This is a genomic window from Saccharopolyspora gloriosae (assembly GCF_022828475.1).
GTDB lineage: Bacteria > Actinomycetota > Actinomycetes > Mycobacteriales > Pseudonocardiaceae > Saccharopolyspora_C > Saccharopolyspora_C gloriosae_A.
Window position 1 is genome coordinate 726,668 of the sequence record NZ_CP059557.1, and the last position, 18,212, is coordinate 744,879.

The 18,212-nt window shown below is 67.9% G+C and carries 22 protein-coding genes; 13 read left to right on the plus strand and 9 right to left on the minus strand.

Annotated elements, in window-relative coordinates; all coding sequences use genetic code 11:
• The first annotated feature begins 26 nt into the window (after positions 1 to 26).
• From H2Q94_RS03150 to H2Q94_RS03160, 3 genes are all read left to right on the plus strand, one after another.
• Positions 27 to 260 carry a hypothetical protein gene (locus H2Q94_RS03150; RefSeq protein ID WP_243791795.1) on the plus strand — a complete coding sequence of 78 codons (234 nt, stop codon included), beginning with the start codon at positions 27 to 29 and terminating at the stop codon, positions 258 to 260.
• Positions 261 to 500: 240 nt separating this feature from the next.
• On the plus strand, positions 501 to 1,649 hold the full coding sequence (locus H2Q94_RS03155; protein WP_243791797.1) for a sensor histidine kinase: 1,149 nt from the start codon (positions 501 to 503) through the stop codon (positions 1,647 to 1,649).
• Positions 1,646 to 2,305: a response regulator gene (locus tag H2Q94_RS03160; protein WP_243791799.1), complete on the plus strand. Its 660-nt coding sequence runs from the start codon at positions 1,646 to 1,648 to the stop codon at positions 2,303 to 2,305. Before H2Q94_RS03155 ends, H2Q94_RS03160 begins: the two co-directional genes overlap by 4 nt.
• A gap of 11 nt (positions 2,306 to 2,316) precedes the next feature.
• Here the strand turns inward: H2Q94_RS03160 and H2Q94_RS03165 are convergent, their stop codons facing one another.
• Complete coding sequence (locus tag H2Q94_RS03165; RefSeq protein WP_243791802.1) at positions 2,317 to 3,222, minus strand: alpha/beta fold hydrolase; 906 nt, start codon at positions 3,220 to 3,222, stop codon at positions 2,317 to 2,319.
• Between the two features lie 521 nt (positions 3,223 to 3,743).
• Positions 3,744 to 3,977: a hypothetical protein gene (locus tag H2Q94_RS03170; protein ID WP_243791804.1), complete on the minus strand. Its 234-nt coding sequence runs from the start codon at positions 3,975 to 3,977 to the stop codon at positions 3,744 to 3,746.
• Positions 3,978 to 4,336: 359 nt separating this feature from the next.
• Between H2Q94_RS03170 and H2Q94_RS03175 the strand changes: the two genes are divergently transcribed.
• Together H2Q94_RS03175 and H2Q94_RS03180 are read left to right on the plus strand one after the other, a co-directional pair.
• Complete coding sequence (locus H2Q94_RS03175; RefSeq protein WP_243791807.1) at positions 4,337 to 5,203, plus strand: helix-turn-helix domain-containing protein; 867 nt, start codon at positions 4,337 to 4,339, stop codon at positions 5,201 to 5,203.
• On the plus strand, positions 5,203 to 5,394 hold the full coding sequence (locus H2Q94_RS03180) for a DUF397 domain-containing protein (RefSeq protein ID WP_243791809.1): 192 nt from the start codon (positions 5,203 to 5,205) through the stop codon (positions 5,392 to 5,394). Before H2Q94_RS03175 ends, H2Q94_RS03180 begins: the two co-directional genes overlap by 1 nt.
• Positions 5,395 to 5,520: 126 nt before the next feature.
• Here the strand turns inward: H2Q94_RS03180 and H2Q94_RS03185 are convergent, their stop codons facing one another.
• Complete coding sequence (locus H2Q94_RS03185; RefSeq protein WP_243791811.1) at positions 5,521 to 6,384, minus strand: CPBP family intramembrane glutamic endopeptidase; 864 nt, start codon at positions 6,382 to 6,384, stop codon at positions 5,521 to 5,523.
• A gap of 61 nt (positions 6,385 to 6,445) precedes the next feature.
• Here H2Q94_RS03185 and H2Q94_RS03190 point away from each other — a divergent pair, with 61 nt between their 5' ends.
• Both H2Q94_RS03190 and H2Q94_RS03195 read left to right on the plus strand, forming a co-directional pair.
• Entirely contained in the window at positions 6,446 to 7,114 is a 669-nt protein-coding gene (locus tag H2Q94_RS03190; protein ID WP_243791813.1) for a TetR/AcrR family transcriptional regulator, read from the plus strand.
• Positions 7,115 to 7,405: 291 nt separating this feature from the next.
• Positions 7,406 to 7,999 (plus strand): chorismate mutase, encoded by a 594-nt coding sequence (locus H2Q94_RS03195; RefSeq protein WP_243791816.1) that lies wholly within the window; start codon positions 7,406 to 7,408, stop codon positions 7,997 to 7,999.
• Here H2Q94_RS03195 and H2Q94_RS03200 read toward each other — a convergent pair.
• From H2Q94_RS03200 to H2Q94_RS03210, 3 genes are all read right to left on the minus strand, one after another.
• Positions 7,977 to 8,303 carry an SdpI family protein gene (locus tag H2Q94_RS03200; protein WP_243791818.1) on the minus strand — a complete coding sequence of 109 codons (327 nt, stop codon included), beginning with the start codon at positions 8,301 to 8,303 and terminating at the stop codon, positions 7,977 to 7,979. The two genes, H2Q94_RS03195 and H2Q94_RS03200, sit on opposite strands and share 23 nt — an antisense overlap.
• Positions 8,304 to 8,757: 454 nt before the next feature.
• Positions 8,758 to 8,982, minus strand: coding sequence for an HC3 family zinc finger protein (locus H2Q94_RS03205; protein WP_243791821.1), 225 nt, complete (start codon positions 8,980 to 8,982; stop codon positions 8,758 to 8,760).
• Positions 8,975 to 9,175, minus strand: a complete 201-nt coding sequence (locus H2Q94_RS03210) for a hypothetical protein (protein WP_243791823.1) — start codon at positions 9,173 to 9,175, stop codon at positions 8,975 to 8,977. Before H2Q94_RS03210 ends, H2Q94_RS03205 begins: the two co-directional genes overlap by 8 nt.
• Before the next feature lie 126 nt (positions 9,176 to 9,301).
• Here H2Q94_RS03210 and H2Q94_RS03215 point away from each other — a divergent pair, with 126 nt between their 5' ends.
• Together H2Q94_RS03215 and H2Q94_RS03220 are read left to right on the plus strand one after the other, a co-directional pair.
• Positions 9,302 to 10,153 (plus strand): helix-turn-helix domain-containing protein, encoded by an 852-nt coding sequence (locus H2Q94_RS03215; RefSeq protein WP_243791825.1) that lies wholly within the window; start codon positions 9,302 to 9,304, stop codon positions 10,151 to 10,153.
• Positions 10,150 to 10,344, plus strand: a complete 195-nt coding sequence (locus tag H2Q94_RS03220) for a DUF397 domain-containing protein (protein ID WP_243791828.1) — start codon at positions 10,150 to 10,152, stop codon at positions 10,342 to 10,344. The genes H2Q94_RS03215 and H2Q94_RS03220 overlap by 4 nt, the downstream gene beginning before the upstream one ends.
• 123 nt (positions 10,345 to 10,467) lie before the next feature.
• Here the strand turns inward: H2Q94_RS03220 and H2Q94_RS03225 are convergent, their stop codons facing one another.
• Both H2Q94_RS03225 and H2Q94_RS03230 read right to left on the minus strand, forming a co-directional pair.
• Positions 10,468 to 11,007, minus strand: coding sequence for an SRPBCC family protein (locus H2Q94_RS03225; RefSeq protein WP_243791830.1), 540 nt, complete (start codon positions 11,005 to 11,007; stop codon positions 10,468 to 10,470).
• A gap of 102 nt (positions 11,008 to 11,109) precedes the next feature.
• Positions 11,110 to 11,772: a DUF3159 domain-containing protein gene (locus H2Q94_RS03230; RefSeq protein WP_243791832.1), complete on the minus strand. Its 663-nt coding sequence runs from the start codon at positions 11,770 to 11,772 to the stop codon at positions 11,110 to 11,112.
• Between the two features lie 258 nt (positions 11,773 to 12,030).
• Here H2Q94_RS03230 and H2Q94_RS03235 point away from each other — a divergent pair, with 258 nt between their 5' ends.
• The gene (locus tag H2Q94_RS03235; RefSeq protein ID WP_243791834.1) at positions 12,031 to 12,780 is read left to right on the plus strand and encodes a MerR family transcriptional regulator; all 750 of its coding nucleotides are present in this window, start codon (positions 12,031 to 12,033) and stop codon (positions 12,778 to 12,780) included.
• A 193-nt stretch (positions 12,781 to 12,973) separates the two neighbouring features.
• Entirely contained in the window at positions 12,974 to 14,596 is a 1,623-nt protein-coding gene (locus tag H2Q94_RS03240; RefSeq protein WP_243791836.1) for an APC family permease, read from the plus strand.
• Here the strand turns inward: H2Q94_RS03240 and H2Q94_RS03245 are convergent.
• A complete protein-coding gene (locus H2Q94_RS03245; protein ID WP_243791838.1) occupies positions 14,574 to 17,099 on the minus strand; it encodes a caspase family protein in 2,526 nt (841 codons plus the stop codon). The genes H2Q94_RS03240 and H2Q94_RS03245 overlap by 23 nt on opposite strands.
• 500 nt (positions 17,100 to 17,599) lie before the next feature.
• On the opposite strand from H2Q94_RS03245, the gene H2Q94_RS03250 reads away from it, so the two are divergent.
• Both H2Q94_RS03250 and H2Q94_RS03255 read left to right on the plus strand, forming a co-directional pair.
• The gene (locus H2Q94_RS03250) at positions 17,600 to 17,818 is read left to right on the plus strand and encodes a hypothetical protein (protein ID WP_243791840.1); all 219 of its coding nucleotides are present in this window, start codon (positions 17,600 to 17,602) and stop codon (positions 17,816 to 17,818) included.
• A 45-nt stretch (positions 17,819 to 17,863) separates the two neighbouring features.
• Positions 17,864 to 18,205 (plus strand): DUF8129 domain-containing protein, encoded by a 342-nt coding sequence (locus H2Q94_RS03255; RefSeq protein WP_243791842.1) that lies wholly within the window; start codon positions 17,864 to 17,866, stop codon positions 18,203 to 18,205.
• Positions 18,206 to 18,212 lie beyond the last annotated feature (7 nt).

Genomic DNA, 18,212 nt, shown 5'->3' on the forward strand with positions numbered 1-18,212 from the left:
CGCTTCCTCTCGAAAGGATCTCGCTCGTGAACCTCTCCACGATTGACCGCACTCGCACCCGTTCAAGGCACGGCACACCGGAAACGCCCCGCGGCATCCGGCCCCACCAGGCCGCGGCTCGGATCGCCCCGGTCGAATTCACCGAGCCCGACCGCGGCGACGACGCCGCCGAACACCCCGGTGCGGACCGCAGCGCCGAGAACATGCGCGTCCTGCGCGCTCCGTTCACGCTCTCCCCCGAGGCGCGCACCGCCGTGTGAGCACCAAAACCACGGAGGCCGCAGATCTCAGTGTTGTATGAGCCGAGGGCTCGTCGACCTGTTCCTGCGGCGATCTTGCGGGAGTGCCGTGGCTCAGCTGTTTCCGTTCGGCTCGACCAGTGGAGCGCACGGCGCCGACGGCCGGGTGTGGTGCAGGTGAGCAAGGCCGGCTGACGGGTAGTTTCCCTTCGCCTGAGGACTTCCGAGTACGAATTGCCCGGATGCCGCTAATCTTTCGCCATGATCAATGTGCGGCGTGTCCGGGCATGGTGGCACCGGCAGCCCGTTGTGGCCCGGGACTTCCCGCTCGCGCTGCTGCTGATCATCGCGTCGTTCCTGCCGATGTTGCGCGGGCAGGAGACGCAGGTCGGCGACTTGCCGGGGCGTCCCTTCGACGCGGTGGCCGCCGTGGCGCTCGCCCTCGAATGCTTCCCGCTCGCCGGGCGCAGGCGGTGGCCGGGCGCCTCGCTCGCGTTGGTGGTGCTCGGTTTCCTCATCGCCGAGCTGGGCAGCTACCACATGGTCGCGGGTACCGCGCTGACGTTCGCCCTGATCAGCGCGGGTGCTCACTTGGAACACCACCGGCGCACCACCTTGGTCGTCCTGTCCGCGGCGTACGTGGCGCTGGTGGTCGTGCTCGTCCAGCTCGGGGCACCCGAGCGGTTCGGCGGGTACGTGCTGTTCTACGTGCTGACGGTCATCGCCTGGGGCATCGGTGCGTGGCTGCGCTCCACTCGCGCGCTGGAAGCCGAACGTCGTCGCCGTATCGCCGCGGAAACCCGCACCGCCGAACGCGCCCGCATCGCCCGCGAGCTCCACGACGTCGTGACTCATCACGTGACGGCGATGGTCGTGCAGGCCGAGGCGGCGCGGTATTTGACCGCCGCGCCCGAGCGCCTCGACCGGACTCTGACGACGGTCACCGATACCGGCCGGAGCGCCATCACCGACCTCCGGCACTTGCTCGACGTGCTCAACCCCGACCACGAGGTCGAGGACCCGCACATCGGCGGGTTCGACTCGCTGGTGGAGCGGACCCGCCGGGCCGGGCAGCCGGTCGAGTTCACCGAAGAGGGCCGGCCCGCGGAGTCGACCGGCAGCGCGGACCTGGTGGCCTACCGGGTCGTGCAGGAGTCGCTGACGAACGCCCTCAAATATGCCCACGGCAGCCGCACTTCCGTTCAGGTGCGCCACGGAGCGGGGGAGATCGCCGTGGAGGTCAGCACGGACGGCTCCGGTTCGCGAACCGATGATCCCGGTGGCAGCGGACGAGGACTGGCCGGTCTCCGCGAACGGGTCGACGTGCTGGGCGGCGACTTCAGCGCGGGCGCGGGCGCGGCCGGTGGCTTCGTGGTGCGCGCCCGCATCCCCGCCGGAGTTTCCTCGTGAGCGCGCCGATCCGCGTGGTGGTCTGCGATGACCAGGTGCTGGTCCGCACCGGACTGGTGACGATCATCGACGCGCAGCCCGACATCCAAGTGGCGGGCGAATGCGGGGACGGGAAGACCGCGATCGATCTCGCCGGGCGGTTGCGGCCGGACGTTGTGGTGATGGACGTGCGGATGCCGGGCCTGGACGGCATCGAGGCCACCCGTCTGCTGGCGGGCGCCGGGGTCGAGCATCCGGTGAAGGTGCTCGTGGTGACCACGTTCAACCTGGACGAATACGTCTACGAGGCGCTGCGCGCGGGAGCCGGCGGGTTCCTGCTGAAGGACGCGCCGGTGGATCAGCTGCTGCACGGGATCCGGACCGTGGCCACGGGTGCGGCGCTGCTGGCTCCGGAGGTGACCCGACGGCTCGTGGGCAAGTACGCGGCCCGGATCCGGCCGGTCGACAGCGACCCGCAGGACCTCCCGCTCACCCCTCGAGAGCTGGAGGTGCTGCGACTGGTCGCGGACGGGCTGTCCAACGGCGAAATCGCCGCGCGCCTCGTGATCAGCCAGGAGACCGTCAAGACTTTCGTCTCGCGCATCCTGACCAAGCTTGATCTCCGCGACCGAGTCCAAGCGGTCGTCTTCGCCTACCGGCACGGCTTGGTGACCTGAGCCCACGCCGGTCAGCGCGGGAACAACGGGTCGCCGGCGTGCTCGACGACGCGGTCGATCGCCTGGACGGCGACGTCGGGTTCGTCGAGGTAGATGTAGTGCTCGCTGTTCGCGGCGGTGCTCCGCTCGCCGTGGGCGGACAGCGCGAGCCATTTCTGCTGGCCGTCGGACCAGGCCTGCTCCAGTCCCGGCCCGTACTCGGGGACGGCGGCGAGGTACTGCTTGCCGTGCTGGATCACCTCGACCGGGATGTCACCGGCGGAGGCCACCTCCCCGTCGGGGATCACGAGCTGTTCCGGGTTCTCGCCCCGGAAGACCGCCAGGCTCTGGTCGCGCAGTTCCGCCGCCGGACCGGTGGCGTTCGCGGGGATCTCCCGCTCAAGGTCGGCGGTCTGCGTCGGAGAAGTGGTGTCCAGCAGCACCAGCCCCGCGACCCGGTCCTGGTGCGCGGGGGCGTACCGGGCCGAGATGAGTCCGCCCAGCGAATGCCCGGCCAGCACGACCGGTTCGCCCACGCTGACCCGGTCCAGCACCCCGGTCAGCACCTTCCCGCTGTCCTCGAAGGTCTGCGGCCCGCCGGGCTGGTCGCTGGCGCCCGCGCCGAGCCGGTCGTAGGAGCAGGTCCGGCCCTTCTCGCTCAAGGTCTGCTGGAGACCGGCCATCTTGTCCAGCCCGTCACCGCCCCCGTGCAGGAGGACGACCACCGGCCTGCCCGGCACCGCGACACCGGAGCACGAGACGTTCACCGACCGGCCTTCGACGTCGAACTTCTTCGTCCCGGTGAACAGGTCGTCGTCCTCGAGGATCGCCTCGGCGCCGGGGTTGTGCTGCACGCCTTCGTCGCAACCGGCGAGTCCCGCACCGGCCACGGCGCAGCACAGTGCGATCAAAGCGGACGCCTTGCCAGTGCGGATCATGCGGTCCTCCATGCGAGAAGTCGACGAAAAGGCTGAATCATCGGACAGCGCGGCGAAATTCAGCACCACGTTCCTTCGCGAATCCGCGACCTGCGCTGCGGCTGCACTGAACGCTAGGCGCGCGCCCGCCCGAGATCATCACCACGAGGTGGACACCTGCCTGTAGCTCCCACGGGGGACGACCCCGGCCGATCGGCTGGCCCCGCCCGTCGGGCTGGGCCGTTCGGAGGAGCGCAATCCGGTGTCATGACTCGGATATCGGTCGAGCACCCTCGCGGTACCGGCTTCCGGGGCGGGGCCGCGATCAGAGGTTCCTGAGTCCGGATAGGACTCGTTCGTAGCGTGCACCGGTCAGGTCGGGTGGGGCGCTGGAATCGATGGTTCCGCGAAAAGCGTTGTGCAGCCGGAGATTCCCGGTGCGGCGAGGACGCCGGGGCGCAGGCGAATCGGCACGTGAGCGTCGTCGGTCGAGGGCATCGGAGTTCGCCCGGTCGGCGATCGAGCACACATGGCGGTCGGGCTCAGCTCGGCGGGTTCGCCCGTGCCCAGTCGCGGGCTTTGCGGGCGACGTCGTGGTCGTCGTTCCAGCCGCGGGCGACGGGCACGGTTGCGATGAGGGAGTGGTCGCCGCGTGTTCCGCGCTGGTCCCCGGTGTGCACGGTGAACACCGGATCGGGCCGCCCCCAGCGCACGGTGATGTCGCGTTCGGCGAGGTAGTGCCAGGCGCAGGGCAGCCCGTAATTGCGGGTTTTCATGGGATTCCTCGTGGGGAAGCGCAGGCTTCCTGCGGCCTGGCCGGGAGGTGCGACGGCGGGACCCGGCCGCACGACCGTGGGGGAGGGAGAAGGTCGTGCGACCGGGTGTTCCGGGCGGCGTTCGGGGTACTGCGCCACCCGGCCGGGACCGGCTCCGCCGAGGGGCTCGTCGGGTGCCGGTCCGCCCGGCGAGGTGGTCGGTGTACCTCGTCCAAATCCGAAAACTATGTGACGGTCACATGTAACGGTTGCATGTGACCGTCACATGTACAAGTGACACAAGCGGGTGATCTCCGTTGTCGTCTTCGCAACTTGACCGGTTGCTGACTGGTGATAGCCGCCTCGTGCAGGATTTAGGCATGGAGCTGCACTCGCTGAACGTGCCGATCATCAAACGCCAGATCGCCACGAACCTGCGTCGTTACCGGAGGGAAGCGGGCAAGACGCAAGAGCAGGCTCTGGCGTGCGTCGGGGCTTCCTCGGTGTCGAAGAGGATCACGCACTTGGAGGGTGGCCGGAACCTGCCCAGCGAGGCTGACATCGAGGCCCTGCTCGTCTTCTACGGCAGGTCGGCGACCGAAGTTCAGGAGATGCAGGAGCAGGCGAGAGCTGTACGAGCGGCGCCGACCCAGCGTCAGCTTCGGTTGCCGGAGCTTCCCGCGAACTTCAAGCAGCTTCTTGATCTCGAATCCGGCGCGGTGGTCATTCGTACCTGGATGCCGCTCGTGATCGACGGTCTTCTTCAAACCGAGGACTACGCCAGAGGGCTCATGGCCGGGCATGTCAGCGGACTTTCGGCGGGAGAGGTCGCGCGACGGGTCGATCTCCGGATGAAGCGGCAGGAAGTGCTCTGGCGCGATGAACCGTCGACGCTGCAAGCGGTGGTGGACGAGGCAACGCTCCGCAGGTGTCCATCGGGCCGAGACGTCCAGCGAGCACAACTCGCCCATCTCTTGCGCGTGAGCGAGCGCCCCGGCATCACGTTGAACGTCATCGCACTGCAAGACCCTGTCAACGCGGCGCTGCACGGAGCTCACAAGATCGTCGAGCTGCCGATTCCGGGGGATCCGGGTCTTGTCTGGCTTGAGGATCGAACTGGGGGACGGCTGGTGGAAGACGCTGACGTGATCGACGACTTCCTGGACGTCCAGCAGATGCTGGTTCGCGCGGCGCTTTCCGAGGAAGAGAGCCGTGCGCTGATCACGAAGATGATGGGAGAGATCTAATGGATGGACGGGGCGGTCCGTTATGGCGGAAGTCGAGCTACTCCGCTAGCCAGGGCGACTGCGTTGAAGTCGGGGCACTCGATTCCAGGCACGTAGGAGTGCGGGACACCAAGGCGCGTGAGCTCGGGTACTTGAGGGTCTCGCTCAAGAACTGGCAAGGCTTCCTCGGGCGGATAAAGACGACCTACTGATGAGCGAGTGGGGTGAGCTCCTGCTCCCGTTCATCGCTGACAACTGAACCACATCGGAACAGGCCCACCCGGAGCTTTTCAGCCGGGTGGGCCTGCGTTTGTGGTCGAGTGCCGCGTGCGGGCCGGTCAGGAGTCGAGCTGCTCGGTCGTCTTGCGGCGGGGCAGGCCCAGGCGGCCCTTGGTGGCGGCCAGCATGATGAGGCAGAGCAAGGTCATCGCGATCAGCGCGTCGAGTTCGCCTTCCGAGCCGAACGCCGCGACCTTGAGTCCGGAGGCGGTGTTGATGGCGGCGTGGGCGATCACCATCGCGAGCAGGCTGCCGCGCGAGAAGTTCCAGATGTGGCCCATGGCGACGCAGAGGGTGACGACGAGCATCACGTAGATCGGGATGGACATGCCGGCCTGCGAGGTGCCCTGGATCTCCCACAGCGGGGCGTGCCACACGGCCCAGATGATGCCGAGCGCGACGTTCGAGGCGAACGGTGACAGTGCGGACTGGAGCCGGGGGAGGGCGTAGCCGCGCCAGCCGAGTTCCTCGTTGCCGCCGCCGACGAGTGCGATGAACAGGAACGTGGCGGGGGCGCTGTGCAGCGCGGTTTGCAGCGCGGTGTCGTCGATCTGCTCTCCGCGCAGCAGCAGGGAGAACATCCCGGACAGCATGATGAACAGGCCGGGCACCAGGGCGAGCAGGTAGGGCAGGACCCCGCCTCGCCCGAGCGGGGAGTAGCGCCGGAACAGCGCGCCCACGCCCGCCTTGCCCTGCGTCGCGGCGGTGACGATCACCGACGCGGCCGCGGGGCCGAAGCTGCCGACGATGACGAAGAGCATCGGATCCACGCCGGTCACCAGGGTGCTCGCGTACCAGATGCCCCAGGAGATGCCGAATGCGAGCAGGAAGAACGCGGCGAGGCCGCGGGGCGGGAGGGTCCTGGTGCGGGCCAGGTCGACGGTGTCGGCGGGGCGCTGTTGCGTGCGCTCATCGGTGATCATGGGATCAACATACACTGTAGGAGTGAACTCCAACAGTGTAGGTCTCCTTTATGCTGGATGTATGCCCGAATCACCGTCTGACCAGCAGCTGGACAGCGTCTTCTACCGCCCGCAACGCTCGCGACGCTCGGAATCGCCGCTGAGCCGGGACCGAATAGTCGTCGCGAGCGTCGCGCTGCTCGACCGCGACGGGGCGAGCGCGCTGACCATGCGCAAGGTCGCGGCGGAGCTGGGCGTGCACGCGACGAGCCTGTACTGGTACGTGCAGCGCCGGGAAGATCTCATCGACCTGGCGGTGGACCACGTGCTCGCCGAGGCCGCGAGCACGCTCCCCGGCGACGACGTGCCTTGGGACGACGTCGTTTTCCGCGTTGCGAAGCAGTTCTATTCCTCGTTCGTCGACCACCCCTGGGCCGCCGGGTTCGCCGGAGCGCGACCGTTGATCGGGCCGAACGCGATGGCGTTGTCGCAGCGGATCATCACCGCGCTGATCGAGGCCGGCGGCACCGAGGAGGACCGGGCGATCGCCGCGAGCATGATCTCGCAGCAGGTCCTCGGGGCGGCCACGACCGCCGCCGTGGCGGGTCGATTGTCGAACGCGCCCGCCGAGGAGTACGCCGCCGCGGTGGGCACGCCGGAGACGCTCGGCATCTGGATTCCGACCTTCGACGACGTGCTGACACTGCTGGTCGACGCCATCCGGGTCAGGCTCGCGAGCTCGCAGCGGTGAGGCCGGCGGGGGAGAGCAGGGGCTCGGTCTCGGCGGTCCGAACGCGCTGGGCGGCCGGACCGGCCCGCTCCTGGCCGGAGCCCGACGGATTCGAGTGAGGGAAACTCCCCCGGAGGGGCGAGCACAAGATCCTCAGGGACGTCGGGCGCCTACGCTTTCCCGCACCGGCCCCACATCCGGGTGCCGACTCGTCGTCCCTGCCGGGCAGGCAGCACCCCGGCCCGGGGATTCAGGTGCACGAACCGTGTCCCGCCGCTCCGCGCCGGGACGCTGTTCCCGGGAGGAGAGAACGTGAATCGAGTCAAGAACCTCGTTCCCGGCGCGGCCGGTGTCATCGGAGCGGCGCTGGTGCTGGCCGGGTGCGCGACCCCGGCCGAACCGGAACCCACGGCGGCGCCGCAGCCGGGCGCGGACGGGGTGACCAGGATCGTGCAGCTGGCACGGGAACGGGCGGCGCTCTCGGACCAGGTCGCCGCGTCGAAGCTCGGCACCGGCAAACCCGTCACCGACCCGGCCCGGGAGGCCGTCGTCATCGACACCGCCCGCGCCGACGCGTCGCAGGACGGCGTCGATCCCGAGTGGGCCGCGCAGGTCTTCCTCGATCAGATCGCCGCGAGCACCCAGGTCCAGAACGACCTGCTGCGAGGCTGGGAGGAGAACCCGGCCCGGCGCCCGCCGGAAAAGCCGGACCTCGCCCAGGTTCGTCCCCAGCTGGACCGCATCGGCGACGAACTCATCGACGCGCTCAAGACCGCCGCCCCGGTCCGCGAGACCCCGGACTGCGGCGCCACCCTGGATCAGGCGGTCGGCCGGGAAGCCGGTGGTCTCGATCCGATCCACCGCGCGGCCCTCGACCGGGCGCTCACTTCGATCTGCCCCGCGTGACCCCGGTGGGGCTCGTGGCTGCTCGGCTTGCCTGGTTCGCCTTGCGAGTTCCGATCAGCACGAGTGCGATCACCGCGATGGTCGCGGAGCAGGGTACGAGCAGGGCGATCGGGGAGTCGTGCCCGATCGTCAGCAGCAGCAGTGCGAGCACCACGGTGACCGCACCGCCGGAGTAACCCGTCCGCGCCGCGGCCATCAGCCATGGGCCGGCCGCCAGATGACCTGCTTTCCACGCGGCGTCGGAGGATTTCGTGGCCCTGGTCCGGATGCCGATCGCGGGGTTGCGGCCCAAGTTTCCGCTCATGGTGGAGTTGTTGACGAAATGCATCGTGCCCGCCAGGAACACGAGTCCGGCTGCCCAGGGAAAGAGCCCTCCGACGGCTTCCACTTACCGGCCCCTCTCGTCCACGCATGTGCGGCGGTTGAGCCACGTCGCGCCGCACGCCTCCCCAGAGTCGGCTCGCTGCCAACCTGAACAGGAACGGGACGGCCCGGTCAAGAACCGCGACACCACGGGCGCGACCCGGTCCGGTCTCGCGCGCGGCGACCGCTCCAGGTGAGTGGCACATTTGCCCGCTCTGACCGGTCAACTGGGGCATTCACCAGGTGGGTGGGGTGAGCGGGGGTGCACTGGGCTTGGTGCACCCCCGCTCGGCCTCCCGTGCCCGGGCCGGGTCGGGGTTCCGGCGCCGCAGCCGACGGGAGGCGGTCCCGGGCGCGAGCGGGCAGGGGAGGGGAACCTGCTCGGCCCGGGAGGTCTAGCCGAACAGTCCCGGTTCGGGCTTCGGGAGTTCGCCGCGCAGCACCGCGTTGCAGTCCGCGCAGGTGGGCGCGAACACCCAGTCCGATTCGGACGGTTCGGCGGTGAGCCCCACGCTGGTGCCGCACACCGAGGTGGCGCTCGGCTGGCCGCACCAGCGGCGGCCGCGAAAGGCGTGCCGGACGGAATCGCCGCCCGGCCGCCAGAAATGCCGGTCAGCCATCGGACACCGCCGCGCAATCCCGGCAGGCGTCCCGGTCGAAGGTGCCGTGCGGAGAAGCGCCTCGCCGCAGGTGCAGCGGCCCGTACACGAACGCCCCGCAGCGGGCGGGCAGTGCGCCGCCGTCGGTCCGCCGCACCACGTGCCACCGCGAATCCACCGGCCCGCACGACGCGGCCCAGATCAGCACTTCCATCGACTTACCCCCGCTCGCTGCCGGTTTTACCGGTACTTGCCGACCAATGATCACTAGCCGGTAATCCGGATTCAATTCCCCGAAAGAGGGATGATCTATGCAGGTAAACGACTTACGATCATTTTCATGGCCGGAAAATCGGAACACACACCGAAAGCTCGTGCGCTGGGAGCCGAGCTGCGCGAATGCAGGACCGCGGCGGGACTCACCCAGCAGCAGCTCGGCGAGCAGATCGGCATCAGCTACGTGTCGATCTCCCGCTACGAAACCGGAACGCGGACACCGAAACCCGAGGACGTCGCGCAGATCCTCGCGACCCTCGGCGTCACGGGCGACCGGTACAGCTCGCTCGTCGAGATGACCAGGGGCGCGGACCAGCCCAACTGGCTCGATACCGGGGTGGGGATTCGCAAGGAGCTGACCAGGCTGATCCACTTCGAGCGGACCGCCACCGCGATCACCGATGTCGCCACCAACATCATTCCGGGCCTGCTGCAAACGGCCGACTACGCCCGCGCGGTGATGGCCGACATGGCGTCCGACGAGATCGAGCCGTACGTGACCATGCGCGTGGGCCGCCGAGAAGTGCTCACGAGGCGGAATCCGGTGCGGTTCACGGCATTCATCTCGGAAACGGCGTTGCGGGACCGAATCGGCGGAGCGGACGTCATGCTCGATCAGCTCCGCCACCTGGAAATGGCTATGGAGAGTGACAACATCACCATCCACGTGATCCCTGCGGTGTCCGAACGGTGGCACCCGGCCCATGTGGGCTCGTTCAGCTACTACACCTTCGCTAAGACCTCGCCGATCGTGCACTTGGAGCATTACTCGTCCGCCGTCTTCCTCTACGACGACGTCGATGTTGTTTCCTACGCGCCTGCGCTGGCTACGCTGCGGGAAGTGGTGATGAGCCGAGACCACTCGGCGAATCTCATCGCCGACATCGCCCGTGATCTGGAAGGTGCAGCTCCGTGAACGCCACTCCCATGAATTGGCGCAAGTCCAGCCGTTCGCACCAGGTTTCCAACTGCGTCGAGGTCGGCAGGCTCGGATCCGGTGCGGCGGTCCGGGATACCAAGGATCGTGCTGCCGGGTACCTGGCGGTCGAGGCCGAGCTCTGGTCCGGATTCCTGTTAGCGATCAAGTCCGGACGCTACGAACGCTGACGCTCAGGTGAGTGCCCCAGCCCGATTTCCCCGAAGCGGCGGGAAATTCACCTGAACCGCCCTCCCGAACGTGAAGAACGCCCCACCGTCCGGCCGGTGGGGCGTCTCGTGGGCCGCGATCGATCAGGTGGCTGATCGGAGTCGGTGGCGGACGGTGCGGTCGAGGATGCCGAGGGTCGCCTTCAGGGCGGATTCGGGAACCACCGGGAAGGTGAGGCGTTGCTTGACCTCTTCGTTGATCTCCGACCAGTCGTAGTAGGACGTGACGCGGGTGCCGTCCCCGGCGGGCTCCAGCCGGTAGCCGTAGATGTGGCGGACGTTCGTCCGGCCCGGGGATTCGACGGTCCAGGAGATCTCCTCGCCCGGGGTGAGCCCGGTGATGACGACTTCGACGTCGTACTCGCCCAACGGGACGTCCCCGAGCGCCTCCCGGCTCATGTGGACGAGGAACCGATCGCCTGCCCGCTGGACCGGCTCTCCTTCGGCGTCCATGAGCATTCCCGACGCGTCGATGCTCACGTGGCCCTGCGGGTCGGTGAGGACCGCGAAGATCGTGTCGGGGACGGCCGGGATGAACCGGGACACCTCGATCCGCTCGGCGTGCGGTGCGTCGGCGGCGGAGGTCGCCTCGGCGCGTTGGGCGGAGGGGTCGTTCGTGTTCATCGGGTCGTTCCTCTCCAGCGTTGCGGTAGGCCGCTGTTGATCGACGATACCGGCGGCACCAGCCCGCGCGCGTGACGGCGATGTCGCCGCGAGTGGAAATCGTCAGGCCCGGGCCTGTCCCTCGTTCTTGATGAGGCGTTTGGTGGTGCGGCGGAAGGCCCAGACGACGACCACGGCGAACAGCGCGGTCAACGGGGTGCCCATGGCGACCTTCGCGATCGCGAGCCAGCTGGTGGAGTCGGCGAGGTAGAGCCATTCCTTGACCACGAAGCGGACGGTGAACATGACGGTCGCGGTGAGCGTGGCGATGTAGTGCGCGCGCAGCGAGGGCCGGTCCGCGCGCCAGTCGTGCTTGCCGCCGTGCATGGCGTTCCAGGCGATGCCGGTGAGCGGCCGGCGGGCGAGCAGCGAGCCGAGCGTGACGACGGCTCCCGCCAAGGCGGTCCAGATGCCGATCAGGAAGAAGTCGGTGGCCGAGCCGGTCCACGCGGCGACACCCCCTGCGATCGCGACGCCGAACACGCCGCTCAACGCGGTCATGACCTTCTCTCCGCGCCAGAGCCGCACCCCGGCGATGAGCAGGGCCACGGTGATCGAGATCCCGATCGTGATCGGCAGCGGGGCGAAGGGGATCGCTGCGGCGAAGACGACGACCGGCAGCGTCGAGTAGAGCATCCCGGACGGGCCGCCCAAGTGGTCGAGCATCGTCTGTTTCTGCTCGAAGGAGGGCTCGGCGGTGCGGTCGTGGGTCTGCTTCGTGATCACGGCGGATCTCCCGGGATGATGTGGTGGCGCGAGGGCGGCTGTGATCAGGAGACGCTGTGCCGCAGCGGCATGCTCAAGTGGCCATTGATGTGTTGTGAGTCACTATTCGGCGTCCTCGGTGCCGAGCGGGCCGGAGCGGGCGGCCGTGCGCTGAGCGCTCCGCTCCCGGCGTTTGACCATGCCGCTGCGGCATGGTCTTGACTTGTCCCCGCAGGCGCGGTCGCGTCGGCGGAACCGTTCGACGAACGAGGTGATGACGTGGGGTGGAGTACTCGTGAGATCGCTGAGCTGGCCGGGACGAGTTTGCGGGCGGTGCGGCATTATCACGAGGTCGGTCTGCTGGCGGAGCCTGAGCGGCGCAGCAATGGGTACAAGCAGTACGGCGTGGCGCATCTGGTGCGGGTGCTGCGGATCAAGCGGTTGACCGACCTGGGGTTCTCGTTGTCGCAGATCGCGGAGATGGGCGACACCGACGACCACCCGGAGCAGGCCCTGCGGACGCTCGACGCGGAGCTGGGCGCGACCATCGAGCGGCTCCAGCGCGCCCGCGTCGAACTCGGCCTCATCCTCAGCAAATCCGCACCCACCGACATGCCCACCGAGTTCGCCCCGGCCACCACCGAGGCGGACCTGTCCGAGAACGATCGTTCGCTGGTCGTCGTCATGACCCGCGTCCTCGGCCCGCAAGGTCTCCAGGCCTACGGCGACATGCTGCGCGAGCTCCCCGACGACAACACGGGAGTCGAGTTCGACGACCTCACCGCCGACGCCGACGAGCAGACCCGCCAGGACGTGGCGCAACGCCTCGCCCCCTACGTCCGCTCGATTCTCGAAGCGCACCCCGGATTGCGCGACGTCCACGCCGACGCCCCGGGCGGCGCGCGCTTCTCCCAGCGGACCTTCGGCAAGGCGATCCTGGACCTCTACAACTCGGCCCAGGTCGACGTCCTCGGCCGAGTCGGAGCGATCCTCACCGAGCAGGATTCGTCGCAGGAAGATCCCGGCTGAGCTGCGAGGCGACGACGTGAACCCGCCACCGCATCCCGATTTCGTGCCGGAAACGACCGTGCGAAGCCGAATTCCCCGGCAGACCGGATCACCGAAATTTGCTCACGAGGAAGAGGATCTCGGTAGCATCGACCATTCTCGGCGACAGTGAGGCCGCCGACTCGGAATCCGTCGACCCGCGGGGAGCCAGGTAGTGCGCCGGAACGATGGCAACGGGGAGCCGGTCGCGCTCGGGCGGGGACAACAGCTCGCCCTGGCTTTGGGCGGTGTTCTCGGCGCCGGATGGGTCACCGGAGTTCCAGCGACCGCGGAACTGCACAAGTCGAACCCCTCCTGGTACATCGTCGTCCTGCCATGGCTGGTCGGCCTGGCCGTCATCGGTCTCGTCGCCGCGATCCTCGTCCGGTTGGCCCGTACGGACCCGCGTTCGGGAGGGCTGGCGTGGTGGCCGCAGGACCGCAGCGGCCGCGTGGTCGGCACCGTCATCAATGCGGGACTGTTCACCATGTACGCGGGAAATCCCCCGGCCGGTGCACTGATCACCGTGCTGGCGCTCGATCGCACGTTGGGCGGGATGGGGTGGACCGAGGAAATGGACGGCGGGTGGTACGCACTGACTTGGCCGGGAGCTCTGGTCGCGCTGATCGTGCTCACCGCGCTGTTCCTCGTTCACATCGTCGGCGGGCGCGTGATGCTCCGGATGAACCTGGCGTTGAGCGCGGTGAAAGCACTGCTCCTGTTGATGTTGGTCGGCAATGCCGCCATCGCCCAGTACTTGCTCCTCCCGAAGCCGTTGGACGGCGGCGGACAACAGGACGCCTACCCGCTCGCGATGGTCTCCGTGATCACCGCAGCCGGAATGATGTTCGCGTTCACGGGGTTCCAAGGCCCGGTCGACAACGGTGACAGGTCGGGCAAGGACCATCGGGGATTCGCCATCTACGGAGCACTGATCATCGCCACGCTGATCTACATCGGCCTCCAGGTGGTGTTCAGCCATGGAGTGGCCGAGAGCTGGGAAGAGCCTGTACCCGGTTCCACAGGATTCGTGGTGCGAGCGGTCGCGACCGTCCTGTCCCCGATGACGAACGCGTTGTTGTTCATCTACTTGGCGGCGATCGTCCTCAAGACATCGGCCGACCAGAGCGTGCTGAAGCTCCCGCGGCTCAACATGAACAGGTCGTTGCAGGTGCTGCTCGTGGTCTATCTGTTCGGAGTGGCATTGCTGCTGGTGATGACGATGCTGGGCAACTGGCCCAAGGTCACCGATGCCAAGAGCGTCATCTTCCTGTTCGTCTACTCCTACGCCGCCATCGCCTACCGGGCGTCGTGGAATGCGCAGGCGCTCCAGTATCCCGAGCTCGACCCGCGCGGCGGACGGCTACTGGCTCCGGCGAGCTTCGTCGTGACCACTGTGATCATGTTCTGCACGGGGTTCGCCACGATGCTGTGGGCGTACGCGCTGGTGGGCGTGGTGGCCGCGGTGATGTTCTGGTCTCGCTTCTCGGAGACCGACCACAACCGGGCTGAGCACTTTCGGCGTGCCCGCTGGCTGTTCGGATACGTCACGGTGCTGCTGGTGCTCGCGTGTTGCCATTTCGCGGTCCGGTACCAGGTGGCCGAAGCTCCTCCCGGCTTCGTGGACGTTCTGCTCGGATCTCACGACCTGCGTCCGTTCGAGGACCTGTTGTTCATCGACGGGTTCGCCACCCTGGTCTTCGCCGTGGTCGTCGCGGGAGCGGGCCTGCTGTTCCACCGGCTCGGTGTGCGGGAGGCCGAGTCCTTCATCCGGTTCAAGAATGGATCCGCCGGTTGAACTCGTGCTGCCGATCCGGCACGCCGTTCTTGCCCAACTCTGCCGCGTACTGGCGGTGCAGCGCCGCGTCGTCCCGGTTGTAGACGGCTTCGTCGATCCTCGCCGCGAGGTCCTCGGTGACGGGCAGGCGGTACTCCGAGACCGCTTTCACCAACTGAGCCAGATAAGTGAGCGTCACCGGAGGTTCGCCGAACTCGTCATCCAGCTTCCGGACCAGCGGACGCGTGGTCTCGGACAGCTTTCGGGAGCTCGGTGCGGGCAACGCGACCAGGAGGCTGGCGATCTGCGACGGTGCCAGCTTGTGCGGGTACTCCTGCAGGACCTTCCGCAGCACGTCGTCCATCAGCTTTCCCTTCTTGCCATCCAGATCCAGCAAGAACATGCGCGCGTCCAGCAGGACCTCCGGCGGCACCACGGAGGCGAACCAGCCGTCGGACAGCCCGGTCTGCCGGATGTGCGGGCCGCTGTCCCCGTCGTGCCACATCTTGAGCAGGAGACCGATGACGTCGCCGTCACGCAGCCTGCCCACTTCGTGGAAGAGGTTCTCGGCGTGGTCGGGGCGCTCACGTGCGAACCGCATCAGGTGCTGCGCCTTGTGCGTCCTGGCCACGGCGCGCGTGATGCTCCACGCCAACTCCGCATCTTCGTCGGCGGCGTGCCTGTGAAGGGCTATGACGTCTTCGATTTCCCGGCTGCCGACGACGTCGTGGACCAGGTCGTCGGAACGCCCCAGGAAATCCTTGCGGCGCAGGAAGAATTCGAGTTCCTCCACCGACGCTTCGCGCAGGTGAGCACGGAACAGCCCTTCGATCGCGTCGCGCTGCTCGGCAGCGCACCCGGCCAGGCCGTCGAGCAGGGCGCATACGTCCGCAGGCGGAGAGCCATGGTGCAGCGCCCTTTCGACGGTGGCCACCGGGGCGTCGGTGAAGCCCCGCGAGCGCAAGGCGCGCGCCACCCGGATCAGATCGCCGGGCGACGAGTCCTCCACCGCGACCGCCAGCAAGCGGCGCATCACCGAATCCGCCTCGGGACCGAACGCGGCGACGAACGCCGCGAGGTCCTGTGGCAGCCGCTTGCGCACCACGAGCTTGCCAATTTCCCACTCCGCCGTGCCGCGCAGCAGCCGTGCGAACTCCGCGGCCTCGGCCGGGGGCCGCGCAAGTGCCGCGTTCGCCAGCACGGTCTCGACGGCGAAGTGCTCACCCCGCGCGTACAGCGCGCTCAGCAACTCGCGCAGATCGGCGATCGGGCGGATGGACGCGAACACGCGGAGCATCCGATCGGCTCCCTCAGCGACCTGTTCCTCCGGTTCGCCCACCAGTGCGGCGAGCCGGTCTCCGGCGACCATGCCCGCCAAGTCCACCTCGAGTCCGATGATCTCCGGCTCGTCGGCGACCAGCGCGGCATGGAACGCGGCGAGCCGGTCCGCGCTCAAGGCGGCCGCCTGCTCGAGCACGGTTCCGGCGAAGTTCGCGCATTTCCGGCACCCGCTGCTCGTGAGCAGGCGTGCGGTGCCGCCTGCGATGTCTTCGAGGTGGGACACCAGCAGTTTCGCGAAATCCCGCAGGCGGGGGGAGTCTTCGTCCCGGTCGTGCATCCGGTGCGCCAGTTCGAGCGCGTTCTCGCCACCGCGGAGCCGTGTCCGCAGGTGCTGCTCGATCATGTGCGCCGGGATGCCCGGCATGCCGAGCCACATCCTGGCGAGGTCGGCGGAGCTCGCCTCGGCCAGTACCTCGTGGAGCCGCTGCTCGGCAGCGGGATCGGCGTTCTCCAACATCCGCAGCGAACCCTGGCCACGCCGGATCATCTCCGGGCGCGGGAACCCGCCGCGGCGCAGACTCCTCAGCAGCTCCTCGAAGACGTCATCGACGTCCAGCAGATCGCCGCCATCGGGAATTCCGCCGCCGAGAACCTTGATGAGCGCGCCGCTGAACGCCGTGTACTCGTCGTCCGCGCTCCCCGCCGCGGCGTAGAGCTCTCCGCAACGCAGTGCTTTGAGCACCCACGTCCGCTCGTCCGGGGCGTGATCACCCTCCACGTCCTCATTGCTGAGCACGGGCACATCGCCGCACTTGCAGCAGTCCAGGACCAGGATCTTCGCGCTCGCAAGGCATTTCCGAAGGGCGTCGTAAAGGTGGTGCAGCGGGAGCTGGCTCGATTCGTCCTTGAACCCGCTGTCGCTCAGCGCCAAGTGCAGTTCGGAGGGGTGGTCCCGCCACCGGGGCAACTCCCCGTGCCCGCAGAAGTAGATGAGGACGACATCAGAGGGTTCGCACTGGTCGAGGGTGGATCGGACCTCGTCCATGACCTGATCTCGGACGGGATTTTCCAGCAGGCGGCTTTCGTCCCAAAGGGAGCTGGCGTCGAACAGCTGTTGCAGCGCCCGCGCTGATCGTCCAACAGTGGGGTAGGAGACGAACCCGTCGGATTCGTACTCGGAAACACCGATGAACAACGCACGTCCGGTCATGAGTCCGCCCTCGTTCTCCAACGGCAGAGCCACGCGTCATTGCGGGGCGGGCCTCTGCCAGGATCTATTGCTTCTCCGGCGGATGTTCGGTGCCGGATCGCTTGAACTACTTTGCCTCATGGGGTCGGATCGCTGAAGCTGCAGCGCAAGTGGTTCGAGGTCTGCTCCAGTCCGAAGCCCTCGGAGATTTCGCTACACGCAGTGAAAAATGGCTGCTGCTTCAGCGCGCCCTCGGGGAAGCGTATCAATACTTGGATTAATCTGCCACTGTGCGTAGTGCGCCGGTTATGCGATGTGAAAGATGTGAAATCGAACTCCGTCGCTTCCGTGGGGTGGAATTGCCCGAAAGGGCAAGCGGTGGAACACAGGTGAGGTCGTGGTCGGCGAATTCCTCCACATTGGATCGAAATTCGAAAGAGCGCGGCTGGTTCCTGGTCGGCATCGATCCCGCCCGAGGAATAAGTGTTCGGCCGTGTGGGTAGGCGTGGGGGTGGAAGCGCTCGGCACGGAGCACTGAGGAGGAACGCGGACACATGGCGAACAACGCGCACTTCATCACCGCGAACACGGGTGGCGTTCCGGCGGTCATCGTGCGAGACGACCGCGGAACACCCGTCACGAAACTGGAGCTCCCGGCGGAGAAGTCGACACCCGAGCAGGCCGATGAGGAGCTCGCCGCCGCGGGCTGGACTCGCGAAACCGACTGGACCGCCGCCGACGACGGCTGGGTCGTCCCGGTCGTGCCCGCCTGACCGCGCCCGACGTCCCGGCCGCACCGCTTATTCGAGGAGATCGCCTTGGCACAGCAAGAACTTCCGCTGCCCGACTACGACGAGCTGCCGCTGGGAACGCTGCGCCACCGCATGCGGGCGCTGAACGCCGACGAACTCCGGACGCTGCTGGATCACGAACGCGAGCACGCCGACCGCACGCCGGTGATCGCGTTGCTCACGAGCCGCCTCGACGAGCTCGCGCAGGGCGCCACCCCCTCCCCGGGTTCGCAGGAAGAGATGCCGGAGGTGGCCGAGCACAAGCGGACCGGTTCGCCGGTGACTCCGAGCGGGCCTGCCGAACCCGGACGTTCGACGGGCCACGGCACCGTCGGCCAAACGGGGAAGGGCATCGAGCACAGCGAGTGAGAGGCCG